Origin of the sequence: Streptomyces sp. NPDC087263 (assembly GCF_044744645.1) — a bacterium.
GTDB lineage: Bacteria > Actinomycetota > Actinomycetes > Streptomycetales > Streptomycetaceae > Streptomyces.
The window spans coordinates 254248-266534 of the sequence record NZ_JBIUYT010000002.1 but is presented as its reverse complement, the minus strand read 5'-3'; the positions used below and the strand labels follow the sequence as shown (position 1 = coordinate 266534).

The window sequence follows — 12287 nt, the reverse complement described above, 5'->3', positions numbered from 1 at the left end:
GAGCCGAGTCAGACCCATGAGCAAGCACACCCTCTCCGTCCTCGTCGAGAACAAGCCCGGTGTCCTCGCCCGGATCACCGCCCTGTTCTCGCGCCGCGGCTTCAACATCGACTCGCTCGCCGTCGGCGTCACCGAGCACCCGGAGATCTCCCGCATCACGATCGTGGTGAACGTGATCGAGGCGCTGCCCCTCGAACAGGTCACCAAGCAACTCAACAAGCTCGTCAACGTCCTGAAGATCGTCGAGCTGGAGCCCGCCTCCGCCGTTGGGCGCGAACTCGTTCTGGTGAAGGTGCGTGCCGACAACGAGACGCGCTCCCAGATCGTCGAGATCGTCCAGCTGTTCCGCGCCAAGACCGTCGACGTCTCCCCGGAGGCCGTCACCATCGAGGCCACCGGCGGCAGCGACAAGCTGGAGGCCATGCTCAAGATGCTGGAGCCGTTCGGCATCAAGGAGCTCGTCCAGTCCGGCACGATCGCGATCGGCCGCGGCGCGCGGTCGATCACCGACCGGTCGCTGCGCGCCCTCGACCGGTCTGCCTGAGGCTTGAAACGGGCGGCCGGCAGTCGTCGGCCGCCCGTATACCGAGACCCGAAAACTTCTCTTCCCCCGCCCGCCGTACGGTGGGACGCGACACCGCACACCAAGGAGAACCCCAGTGGCCGAGCTGTTCTACGACGCCGACGCCGACCTGTCCATCATCCAGGGCCGCAAGGTCGCGGTCATCGGCTACGGCAGCCAGGGCCACGCCCATGCGCTGTCGCTGCGCGACTCGGGTGTCGACGTCCGCGTCGGTCTGCACGAGGGCTCCAAGTCCAAGGCCAAGGCCGAGGAGCAGGGCCTGCGCGTGGTGACTCCCGCCGAGGCCGCCGCCGAGGCCGACGTCATCATGATCCTGGTGCCGGACCCGATCCAGGCGCAGGTCTACGAGGAGTCCATCAAGGACAACCTCAAGGAGGGCGACGCGCTGTTCTTCGGCCACGGCCTGAACATCCGCTTCGACTTCATCAAGCCGCCGACCGGCATCGACGTCTGCATGGTCGCCCCGAAGGGCCCGGGCCACCTGGTCCGCCGCCAGTACGAGGAGGGCCGCGGCGTTCCGTGTATCGCGGCCGTCGAGCAGGACGCGACCGGCAAGGCCTTCCCGCTGACGCTGTCGTACGCGAAGGGCATCGGCGGCACCCGCGCCGGCGTCATCAAGACGACCTTCACCGAGGAAACCGAGACCGACCTGTTCGGTGAGCAGGCCGTCCTCTGCGGTGGCACCGCGGCGCTGGTCAAGGCGGGCTTCGAGACGCTGACCGAGGCCGGCTACCAGCCGGAGATCGCGTACTTCGAGTGCCTCCACGAGCTGAAGCTCATCGTCGACCTCATGTACGAGGGCGGCCTGGAGAAGATGCGCTGGTCCGTCTCCGAGACCGCCGAGTGGGGCGACTACGTCACCGGCCCGCGGATCATCACGGACGCCACCAAGGCCGAGATGAAGAAGATCCTCGCCGAGATCCAGGACGGGACCTTCGCCCGTGAGTGGATGGCCGAGTACCACGGCGGTCTGAAGAAGTACAACGAGTACAAGAGCCAGGACGAGAAGTCCCTCCTGGAGACCACCGGCAAGGAGCTCCGCAAGCTCATGTCGTGGGTCAGCGACGACGAGGCGTAAGCCGTACGCGCAAGGGTCGGAGCGGGCTGCTCCGACCCCTGCGCGAACCCCCGGTAACGCCTGGAAACACGGCCTTGTCCATCCCGTCCAGCCACGGACGGGTGATCCTTCCGCAGAGGCGTAAGGGGGCCCGGTCGGCGCCACTACACTGCTGCACATCAACAACGCGTCAGGCCCACAGCGTCGTGCGTCTTCCACGCGGCTAAGCGACGCCGGGGAAGTGCACTTTTCCGGATCCGCTGACCACCCTCCACCGCATGCGGCCGTCGGGACGGCCGTCCGCATTGGACCTGTGAGGACTCACGTGAGCACTGCGTCATCGAAACCCGTCGTACTCATCGCCGAAGAGCTGTCGCCCGCGACCGTCGACGCGCTGGGCCCCGACTTCGAGATCCGGCAGTGCAACGGTGCGGACCGCGCCGAGCTGCTGCCCGCCATCGCCGATGTCGACGCGATCCTGATCCGCTCGGCCACGAAGGTCGACGCGGAAGCCGTCGCCGCCGCGAAGAAGCTGAAGGTCGTCGCACGAGCCGGCGTCGGCCTGGACAACGTCGACGTCTCCGCCGCCACCAAGGCCGGCGTGATGGTCGTCAACGCCCCCACCTCGAACATCGTGACCGCCGCCGAGCTCGCCTGCGGTCTGCTCCTTGCCACCGCGCGCCACATTCCGCAGGCCAACACGGCGCTGAAGAACGGCGAGTGGAAGCGCAGCAAGTACACGGGTGTCGAGCTCGCCGAGAAGACCCTCGGTGTCGTCGGCCTCGGCCGGATCGGCGCCCTCGTCGCGCAGCGCATGTCGGCGTTCGGCATGAAGGTCGTCGCCTACGACCCCTACGTCCAGCCTGCCCGGGCCGCGCAGATGGGCGTGAAGGTCCTGACGCTGGACGAGCTCCTTGAAGTCTCCGACTTCATCACCGTGCACCTGCCCAAGACCCCCGAGACCCTCGGTCTCATCGGCGACGAGGCGCTGCACAAGGTCAAGCCGTCGGTGCGGATCGTCAACGCCGCCCGTGGCGGGATCGTCGACGAGGTCGCGCTGTACTCGGCGCTCAAGGAGGGCCGCGTCGCGGGCGCGGGCCTCGACGTGTACTCGAAGGAGCCCTGCACGGACTCCCCGCTCTTCGAGCTCGACGAGGTCGTCTGCACCCCGCACCTCGGTGCCTCCACCGACGAGGCGCAGGAGAAGGCCGGTGTCTCCGTCGCCCGCTCGGTGCGCCTCGCGCTCGCCGGTGAGCTGGTCCCGGACGCGGTGAACGTCCAGGGCGGTGTCATCGCCGAGGACGTCAAGCCGGGCCTGCCGCTCGCCGAGAACCTCGGCCGCATCTTCACCGCCCTCGCGGGCGAGGTCGCGGTCCGTCTCGACGTCGAGGTGTACGGCGAGATCACCCAGCACGACGTCAAGGTGCTCGAACTCAGCGCGCTGAAGGGCGTGTTCGAGGACGTCGTCGACGAGACCGTGTCGTACGTCAACGCCCCGCTGTTCGCGCAGGAGCGCGGTGTCGAGGTCCGGCTGACCACGAGCTCGGAGTCCCCGGACCACCGCAATGTCGTCACCGTGCGCGGCACGCTCAGCGACGGCCAGGAGGTCTCGGTCTCCGGCACGCTGGCCGGTCCCAAGAACCTGCAGAAGATCGTCGCCGTCGGTGAGTACGACGTGGACCTCGCGCTCGCCGACCACATGGTCGTGCTGGGCTACGAGGACCGTCCCGGTGTCGTCGGCACCGTCGGCCGGATCTTCGGCGAGGCGGGCATCAACATCGCCGGTATGCAGGTCGCGCGCGCGGTCGCCGGCGGGGAGGCCCTCGCGGTCCTCACCGTGGACGACACGGTCCCGCAGAACGTGCTGACCGAGGTGGCCGACGAGATCGGGGCGACGTCGGCTCGGTCGGTCAACCTCGTCTGAGGCTGCCCTTCCCTCCGGGGGCTGCCGTCCCCAGGCCCGTGCTTCGGCGCCTGGACGGCCTCGTCCTCAAACGCCGGACAGGCTAAAGACTCTTGGCCTGTCCGGCGTTCTGTGCGATCAGGCCCTCCCGGTAGGCGATTGCCACCGCCTCCGTGCGGCCGGCGGCGCCCAGCTTGGCGAGGATGTTCGAGACGTGGACGCTCGCCGTCTTGCCGCTGATGAACAGTTCCTCGCCGATCTGGCGGTTGGTGCGGCCGAGGGTGAGGAGGCGCAGGACGTCGCTCTCGCGGGCGGTCAGTACGGCGATGCGGTCGGCGGCGGACGGTGATTCGGCCAGCCGACCGCGCCGGATGAGGGTGTCCACCGCCTCGCGCAGCGGCACGGCACCGAGTTGGACCGCCGTTTCGCGGGCAGCGCGCGCGTGCTCGGCGGCTTCCTCGCGGCGATCCGCCGACAGCAGGGCCTCGGCGAGCCGCCGCTCGCAGCGGGCCAGTTCGTAAGGGTCGCCGTAGCCGAACGCGGCGACGGCCTTCTCCCACGCGGCGACGTCAGGACCGGAGTGCGCGCGCAGCCACTCCGCCTCGGCGCGCGCCAGCCACGCCAGCCCCTCGGGACCCTGCTCGGAGCCGTCCTCACCCTTCGCGGCCGTGGCCCTGGCCACCTCCACCAGCTCGGTGGCGGTGTCGGTCCAGCGGCGGGCCCCCGCCTCGTCGCCGGTGAGACGCAGCTCTACGGCTGCGTCCGCGACGGCGGACAGGGCCAGCGAGGTGAGCCGCACACCGATGTCGGGCCGCTCGGATCCCGAGCCGTCGGCGAGCCTGACGAGGTGGGTGCGCACACACGCGACGGCTTCCTCGGCGTCACCCCGCAGGGCCGCGGCATCGGTCAGCACGATGGCCGCGACGAGCGAGGCCATCCAGTCGAACGGTCCGTCGAGCAGGGCGCGGGCACGCTCGGTGGCGTGCTCCTCGCCGCGGGCGAGGGCGACGTACAGCGCGGGGCCGGTCGCGAACCCGCCCGCCGCGGGCAGTCGTTCGGAGTCGGCGGCGGCCGCTCGGGCGCACTCGTCCCAGCGGCCCAGGGTGTAGAGGATGAGTGACTGGAGGTAGCGCAGTTCCAGGGCGTACGGCGCGGAGGTGAGCCCGGAGCGGTTCGCGCGCTCCAGCCCCTCGGAGAGCCAGCCGAGGCACTCGTCCAGGTCACCGGATTCGTAGCAGCCGATGGCGAGGTTGAAATGCGCGCGCATCTCGATCGTGACGTGGCCCGCGCGCCGGGCGAGGTCCCGCGCCAGGCGCAGTCGGTCGCGGCCCTCGGCGGTGCGTCGGTTGTGCCCTTCCAGGCCGACCAGAGAGATGATCAAGTCGGCCTGTGCGTCGGACAGTTGCAGTTCCTCGGCCATGCGCAGCGCCTGGCGGCCGACCCGCTCGGCGTCCTGGTCCTGGCCCATGTACCGCGCCGCCATGACATGGGTGGCCGCCGCCCACACCCAGGTGTGCGACGGAGGCTCGGCGGGGATCATGGCGAGCGCCTCGCTGCTGTACGTGAACGCGGCCTTCAGACTGTCGACGCGCATCAGGTTGCCCGCCAGGGTGTAGCGGACGCGCGCGGCGAGTTCGGAATCCGCGTCCGAACCGGCCCTGGCGAGAGCGGAGCGGGTGAGGGAGACAGCGCGGTGCGACTCGCCGGCGTGCGCGGCGGCCGCGGAGGCGCGCAGGGTGAGGGTCACCGGGCCGGCCGCGGTCTCGGGGCGGGCGGCGGAGTCCACCGCCGGCCACAGTTCGAGCGCGGTCTCCAGATGGCGCAGCTCCTCGGCGGGCGCGCCGACGTGCTGGGCGTGATCGGCGGCTTCTAGCGAGGCGACGAGTGCGTCGGCGAGGTCGTGGCTCTCCCGTGAGTGATGGGCACGCTCCGCCGCGCTCTTGGCCGAATGGCCCTGCCCGGCAAGGAGTTTGGCGAACGTACGGTGCAGCCGGACCCGCTCGCCGGGCAGCAGGTCGGCGTACACCGCCTCGCGGGTCAGGGCATGCCGGAAGGAGTACGTGGCGTCCTCGCCGGGGACCAGCAGCTGCCGGCCGACGGCCTCGCGCAGCGCCGACTCCAGCTCGTCCTCCGGTAGTTGTACGGCGTCACGCAGCAGCTCGTGCTCGACGCGGCGCCCGGCGACGGCCGCCGTGCGCAGCACCTGCTGTGCGGTGTCGGAGAGTTGCTCGATACGGATCAGGAGCAGGTCGGCCAGGCCGCTCGGCATGGCGCCGGATGCCGGGCCGGTGTTGCCGGGGAGCGGGTCGGTGGTGGCGGCGAGCAGCTCCTCCGCGTAGAAGGCGTTTCCCTCTGCTCGGTCGACGATATGGCGGACCGTCGTGTCGGACAGCGGGTCCGTCCGCAGTCCCCGGACGAGCCGGGCCACGTCGGCGTCGGCCAGCGGTCGCAGTTCCAGCCGGTCGACGGCGGGCAGCCGGACCAGCTCGGCGAGCAGCGGACGCAGCGGGTGGCGGCGGTGCAGGTCGTCCGCGCGGTACGAGGCGAAGATCGCCAGGGGGTGCGGCGGGGCGCCGGAGGCCGGGCTCTGGAGGAGACCGCGGCTGAGCAGGAAGCGCAGCAGGTCGCGCGAGGACTGGTCGGCCCAGTGGAGGTCTTCGAGGATCAGCAGGAGGGGAGTGATGTCGGCGGCGTCGGAGAGCAGGGAGGCCATGCCCTCGAAGAGGCGGAGCCGGTTGCCGGTGTCGTGGGCGCCGTCGCCTCCGGTGCCCAGCAGGGGGTTGACCGCGGGGTGGGCCGCGAGCGCGCCGGTGAACCGGTCGTCCGCGGCCAGTACGCCGAGGATCTCCGTGAACGGAAGGTACGGCAGGCCGACGTCGCCGAGGTCCACGCAGTGGCCGGTGAGGACGGTCATGCCGGTGGCGGTGGCTTGGGTGGCGGCTTCTGTCACTGTGCGGGTTTTGCCGACGCCGGCGTCGCCCGCTACCAGTACGGCGTGAGGGGCGCCGTTCCTGGCGCGGGTCAGCACGTCGGTGAGCCGGGCGAGTTCGTCTGCCCGGCCGATGAACGGCGTACCGAATGTCTGAGCCACGGGACCATCCTGGCACGGGGGACTGACAGGGGCCGTTGGCTTTTCTTCGCCCCCTCCGCCCCTGCCCGTCCCTTGTTCCTGGGGGCTGCCGCCCCCAGACCCCCGCATCGGCCTGAACGGCCTCGTCCTCAAACGCCGGACGGGCTGAAAGATTCAGCACCTCCGGCGTTTGAGGAGCGGGGGTCCAGGGGGCGGAAAACGCATCACCTCAGACCAGCGCCTCCTCGGCCGCCCGTACCCGCACCCCCCGCAACGTCGCCGCGGCCAGCCCCGCCGCCCCCAGCAGCAGGACCGCTCCCGTGATCGCCGCCGCCTGCATGCCGCTGGTGAACGCATCCCGGGCGGCGGTCGCCAGGGCCTGGCCCGTGTCGCCCGGCAGGTGCCGGGCCACTGCCAGCGCGCCGCCCAGGGTCTCGTGGGCCGCGGCCGGTGCGTCGGAGGGGATCTCGTTGCGGTAGACCGCCGTGCCGATGGAGCCGAGGACCGCCATGCCCAGCGCGCCGCCGAATTCCGTGCCGGTCTCCAGGAGGGCGGAGGCGGCGCCCGCGTTGCCGACGGGGACGGTGCCGAGGGCGAGGTCCATCATCTGGGACATCACGGTGACGATCCCGGACGCGAGGACGCCGACGCCGGCGAGCACCAGCCACATCGAGTCGGTCCCGGCGAGGGCCAGCAGACCGTAACCGCACGCGGCGACGACGAAGCCCGAGGTGACGACGTAGGCACGGTCGACGCCCTTCTGCACGAGTTGGGTGGAGACCGGTGCCGCGACGCCGATGAGGACGGAGGGGAGCAGGGCCCAGAGCGCGGCTTCCAGCGCGCTCTTGTCGAGCACCGACTGGATGTACTGGGTCGTGAAGTACGCCGATCCCATCACCCCGAACGCCGAGACGAGGTTGAGGACGACAGCGGGCGTGAATCCGTGCCCGCGGAACAGCGCCGGGGAGATCAGCGGGGACTTCGCGGTGCGCTGGCGCTGGACGAAGAGGTAGGCGAAGAACAGGCCGACGGTGATCGAGAGGACGTACTCGGTGTGCCAGCCCTCGGCCGTGAGCTCCTTCAGACCGTAGATCACGGGCAGTACGGCGGCCATCGAGAGGGGGACGCTGAGGAGGTCGAAGCGGCCCGGCTGCGGGTTCCTGGATTCGGGCAGCAGGATCGGGCCGAGGACCAGAAGCAGCGCCATCGCGGGCAGGTTGACGAGGAAGACCGAGCCCCACCAGAAGTACTCGACGAGGACGCCGCTCATCACCGAGCCGAGCGCGATACCGCCGGTCATGACGCCGGACCACAGGCCGACCGCCTTCGCCCGCTGGCCGGGGTGCGTGAACATCGTGCGGACCAGCGCCATCGTGGACGGCATCAGCGTCGCGCCGCCGATACCGAGAACCGCGCGTGCCGCGATCAGGGTCTCGGCACTGTTCGCGTACGCGGCCACGAGCGAGGCCGTGCCGAAGGCGGCGGCGCCGAACAGCAGAAGCCTGCGGCTGCCGATGCGGTCGCCGAGCGAGCCCATGGTCATCAGCAGACCGGCCAGTACGAACGCGTAGATGTCGAAGATCCACAGTTGCTGGGTGCCGCTCGGCTCCAGGTCCGCGCTGATCGAGGGGATCGCGAAGTAGAGGACCGAGACGTCCATCGAGACCAGGAGCAGCGGCAGCATCAGCACGCAGAGGGCGGTCCATTCGCGGCGCCCGGCAAGGGAAGGCGGCGTGTTGGTCGTGCACGTCGGGTTCGTCATGGCAGGGACTGTACGAGCGTCTTAAACGCTTGTCTAGTACGGATGTGTAAGACGTAGGTATGGGACGTATGTATGGATCGGGGTAGGCTGGCCCGCATGGGACACCGTGAGGATCTGCTCGAAGGCGCCAAGCGCTGCCTGCTGGAGAAGGGCTTCGTGCGCACGACCGCGCGCGACATCGTGAAGGAGTCGGGGACGAACCTCGCCTCGATCGGCTACCACTACGGATCGAAGGACAAGCTCCTCGCGGACGCGTACGTCTCCCTGGTGGAGGGCCTGTCCGACGCCTTCGACCCCGGCGAGGGCGTCAGCAGCGGTGCCGCGCCGGGCTCCCTCGAACGGTTCCAGGAGGTCTGGTCGAACATCATCAGCACCATGCGTGAGCCCCACTCGATGTGGCGGCTGAGTATGGAGATCGTCGCCATGGGCGACCAACTGCCCGAAGTCCGCGACCACTTGGCGCGCGCCCAGCGTGAGGGTTCACGCGGGTTCGTCCCGCTGTTCCTGGGCGGCCGGGAGGAGGACGTCAGCGAGGAGGAGGTCGACACGGTCGGGCAGTTCTATACGACCCTGATGATGGGGCTCATCGCGCAGTGGACCTTCGACCCCGAGACGGCCACCGATGCCGAGCGGCTGACCACGGGGCTGCGCCGCGTCATCGAGGCGTCGGCGAAGTCCGCGGACTGAGCGGGTACTTGGGGCGCGTCAGGAACGTGCCTCGTGTTCAGCCAATGACCGAGTAGTCAGCCGATGACCGCGTCGAGGTCCCGCCACGCGGCCTCGGTCAGGTCCGTGGCGGCCCACCGCGCGGCGGACGCGACCTCCGCGGGGGAGCGGAAGCCCGCCACCACACCGGCCACGACGGGGTCGCGGAGCGGGAAGCGGACGGCGGCGTGCGGGAGGACCGTGCCGTGGCGGGTGCAGACCTCGGCGAGCTGCCTGGCGCGGCGCAGCATCGCCTCCGGGGCGGGGCCGTAGTCGAAGAAGGCGTCGTCGGGCGGGCTCGGGCGGCTGAGCAGCCCGGAGTTGAACGGCGCCGCGGCGACCACCGAGACCCCGCGCTCCGCACACGCGTCCAGCAGCGGGCGGGCGGTGCGGTCGACCAGCGTCCACCGGCCGGCCACCATCACGGCGTCCACATCCGCCTCGGTGACGACCTGCAGCAGCGGCGCGACCGCGTTCATGCCGACGCCGACCGCGCCGATGACGCCCTGGTCGCGCAGGGCGGCCAGGGCGGGCAGCGCCTGGCCGAGGGCGGCGTCCACGTGGTCGTCGGGGTCATGGACGTACACGATGTCCACCCGGTCGAGGCCGAGCCGGGTCAGGCTGCTCTCCAGGCTGCGCAGTACGCCGTCGCGTGAGTAGTCGGGGCGGCGGATCAGAGTGTCCGGTACGGCGAAGCCCCCGGCGGTGAGGTCGGAACCGGTGGGCGCCGGGTGCGGTTCCAGGAGGCGGCCGACCTTGGTGGAGACGGTGAACTCCGCGCGCGGCCGGTGGGCGAGAGCCGCGCCGAGCCGTCGTTCGGAGAGTCCGAGGCCGTAGTGCGGGGCGGTGTCGTAGTAGCGCAGGCCGGCGTCCCAGGCGGCGTCGACCGTGGCCAGTGCCTGGTTCTCGTCGAGGGGGGTGTAGAGGTTGCCGAGGGGGGCGGCGCCGAAACCCAGCGGGCTGACGCGGACACGCGTACGACCGAGTCGGCGGGCGGCCGTCATGCCGTGGTCCCGGCCGGGGTTTCGCTGTTTGCCCCGGCCCCGGTCTCGATTCCGTACCAGCGCGCGGCGGTCGTGCCGAAGACAGACTCCCGTTCGGCGGCGCTCAGTTGGTCCGTCAGTGTCTCGGCGACGGCCAGGACGTCGTCGTAGCCGGCCGCGAGCAGGCAGACCGGCCAGTCCGAGCCGTACATGAGGTGATGGGGGCCGATGGTGGCGAGCAGGACGTCCGCGTAGGGGCGCAGGTCGTCGGCGGGAGTGGGGCCGGTACGGGTGACCAGGCCCGACAGTTTCACGGCGACGTTCGGGCAGTCGGCCAGCTCGGTCAGCAGGGCGGTCCACGGCTCCAGGGTGTCCGTGCCGATGACCGGGTTGCCGGCGTGGTCGAGGACGAAGCGGACGTCGGGCAGTTCGCGTACGGTCCGGACGGCCGCGGCGAGTTGGTCCGGGCGTACCAGCAGGTCGTACACCAGGCCCGCGGCGCCGACCGCCGCGATGCCGCGACGGACCTCGGGACGCGCCGCCCAGTCCGGGTCGGCCTCGTCCTGGATGCCGTGCCGGATGCCGACGAGCGAGGAGCCGCCGGGCCCCTCGCGCAGTTCCGCGAGACGGTCGGCGACACCCGGGTCGGTGAGGCTCGTCCAGCCGACGACCGCCCGGATGTGCGGGTCCTGCGCTGCCAGGGCGAGGAGTTCCGGTGTCTCCTCCGGTACGGCGATGGTCTGTACGACGACCGTGGCGTCGACGGCGTTCCGGTCGAGAGCGGGTCGCAGGTCCGCGGCGGTGAAGGACCGGCGCAGGGTGGGCAGGTCCCGGGTCCAGGGCTGGTCGCGTACCGCGAGGTCCCACAGGTGGTGATGGGCGTCGATGCGCACCGTTCGGTTCCTTGGGTCGGTGGACGGGCGGAGGGTGACTTGGGCCTGGGCCGTCAGTCGAGGTGGAAGATCTCCTCGGCCGGGGCCCACAACTGCCCCTCGGCCGCGCTGTCCAGCGGCTGTTGGCACGGGTCGGTCCGCGTCCACCACTCGCGGGTGACCGGGTCGGCGGCGATCGGCGCGGTGTCGGCGGCGTAGTCGGTCCCCGTGTACTCCAGGTAGCTGAACAGCAGGCCGTCGCGCAGAAAGATGGAGTAGTTGCCGATGTTGGCCGCCTTGAGGGCCGCGAGTACGCCGGGCCACGCGGCGGCGTGCAGGGCGCGGTACTCGGACTCCTTCTCGGGCCGCAGGCGGACCACGGCGGCGAAGCGCTGCACGGCGATCAGTTCTCCTTCCGCGGCCGGAGCCGCAGTCCGTCCATTCCGCCGTCCACGGCCAGCGAGGCGCCCGTGGTGGAGCCGGCCGCCGGGGAGGCCAAGTAGGCCACGGCGGCGGCGACTTCGTCGGCGCTGACCAGGCGGCCGTGCGGCTGTCTGGCCGCGAGCGCCGCGTGTTCGGCCTCGGGGTCCTCCGCCCGGTCCAGCAGCCGGTTGACCCAGGGTGTGTCGGCGGTGCCGGGGTTGACGGCGTTGACCCGGATGCCTTCCGGCAGCAGGTCGGCGGCCATCGCCCGGGTCAGCGAGAGCACCGCGCCCTTGCTCGCCGTGTACAGGGCCCGTTGGGGCAGGCCGGCGGTCGCCGCGATCGAGCTGATGTTGACGATCGACGCGTGGTCGGACGCGCGCAGGGCGGGCAGCGCGGCCCGGGTGACCCGCACCAGTCCGAGGACGTTGATGTCCAGCACGCGGTGCCACTCGTCGTCGGTGTTGTCCTCGATGCCGCCCTGCGCGCCGATCCCGGCGTTGTTGACCAGCACGTCGAGACCGCCGAGGGCCGCGACGGCCGCCGCGACGGCGGCCACGACCGACGCGTCGTCGCCGATGTCGGCCCGGACGTGAGCGTCGAAGCGGGGCTTCGCCTCGGTCAGGTCGAGTACGGCCACCCGCGCGCCCTCGGCGGCGAGCAGTCGGGCGGTGGCCAGGCCGATGCCGGAGGCACCGCCGGTGACCAGGGCACCGAGTCCTGCGAAAGCGCCCAGTCTCATCGTGACCTCTCGTGCTGTACGTGAAGAGGGATCCCCGTAAAGAAGGACCCCCGTAAGGAAGGATCTGCTTCATCTGGCATCCAGGACCATAAGGATCTGATCCCTTGTTACGCAATAGTTCCAAAGAGATGCGGCAATTAGTGCGTTACGTCCGCTTTGTTTAGGACGATTGAACGAACTTCTTCCT

The 12287-nt window shown here is 70.8% G+C and carries 10 protein-coding genes; 4 read left to right on the top strand and 6 right to left on the bottom strand.

What is annotated here, in order from left to right:
* Positions 1-16: 16 nt before the first annotated feature.
* The 3 genes from ilvN to serA all read left to right on the top strand — a co-directional run bounded on the left by ilvN (position 17) and on the right by serA (position 3564).
* Positions 17-544: an acetolactate synthase small subunit gene (ilvN, locus tag ACIPC1_RS06425; RefSeq protein ID WP_384384248.1), complete on the top strand. Its 528-nt coding sequence runs from the start codon at positions 17-19 to the stop codon at positions 542-544.
* A 115-nt stretch (positions 545-659) separates the two neighbouring features.
* Positions 660-1661, top strand: a complete 1002-nt coding sequence (gene ilvC / locus ACIPC1_RS06420; protein ID WP_402513797.1) for a ketol-acid reductoisomerase — start codon at positions 660-662, stop codon at positions 1659-1661.
* Between the two features lie 304 nt (positions 1662-1965).
* Positions 1966-3564, top strand: coding sequence for a phosphoglycerate dehydrogenase (gene serA, locus ACIPC1_RS06415; protein ID WP_384384242.1), 1599 nt, complete (start codon positions 1966-1968; stop codon positions 3562-3564).
* An 82-nt stretch (positions 3565-3646) separates the two neighbouring features.
* Here serA and ACIPC1_RS06410 read toward each other — a convergent pair whose 3' ends face one another.
* Positions 3647-6634: an ATP-binding protein gene (locus tag ACIPC1_RS06410; RefSeq protein ID WP_402513796.1), complete on the bottom strand. Its 2988-nt coding sequence runs from the start codon at positions 6632-6634 to the stop codon at positions 3647-3649.
* A gap of 208 nt (positions 6635-6842) precedes the next feature.
* Positions 6843-8375, bottom strand: a complete 1533-nt coding sequence (locus ACIPC1_RS06405) for an MFS transporter (RefSeq protein ID WP_402513795.1) — start codon at positions 8373-8375, stop codon at positions 6843-6845.
* 96 nt (positions 8376-8471) lie between these two features.
* Between ACIPC1_RS06405 and ACIPC1_RS06400 the strand changes: the two genes are divergently transcribed.
* Positions 8472-9062 carry a TetR/AcrR family transcriptional regulator gene (locus ACIPC1_RS06400; RefSeq protein ID WP_402513792.1) on the top strand — a complete coding sequence of 197 codons (591 nt, stop codon included), beginning with the start codon at positions 8472-8474 and terminating at the stop codon, positions 9060-9062.
* Positions 9063-9118: 56 nt separating this feature from the next.
* Here the strand turns inward: ACIPC1_RS06400 and ACIPC1_RS06395 are convergent, their stop codons facing one another.
* Genes ACIPC1_RS06395 through ACIPC1_RS06380 form a run of 4 tightly spaced genes read right to left on the bottom strand, consistent with a single transcriptional unit; the run spans position 9119 to position 12100 of the window.
* Complete coding sequence (locus ACIPC1_RS06395) at positions 9119-10084, bottom strand: aldo/keto reductase (RefSeq protein ID WP_402513790.1); 966 nt, start codon at positions 10082-10084, stop codon at positions 9119-9121.
* Positions 10081-10956 carry an amidohydrolase family protein gene (locus ACIPC1_RS06390; RefSeq protein WP_402513788.1) on the bottom strand — a complete coding sequence of 292 codons (876 nt, stop codon included), beginning with the start codon at positions 10954-10956 and terminating at the stop codon, positions 10081-10083. Before ACIPC1_RS06390 ends, ACIPC1_RS06395 begins: the two co-directional genes overlap by 4 nt.
* A gap of 53 nt (positions 10957-11009) precedes the next feature.
* Complete coding sequence (locus ACIPC1_RS06385) at positions 11010-11339, bottom strand: L-rhamnose mutarotase (protein ID WP_384389394.1); 330 nt, start codon at positions 11337-11339, stop codon at positions 11010-11012.
* The gene (locus ACIPC1_RS06380; RefSeq protein ID WP_384389280.1) at positions 11339-12100 is read right to left on the bottom strand and encodes an SDR family NAD(P)-dependent oxidoreductase; all 762 of its coding nucleotides are present in this window, start codon (positions 12098-12100) and stop codon (positions 11339-11341) included. Before ACIPC1_RS06380 ends, ACIPC1_RS06385 begins: the two co-directional genes overlap by 1 nt.
* Between the last annotated feature and the right edge of the window lie 187 nt (positions 12101-12287).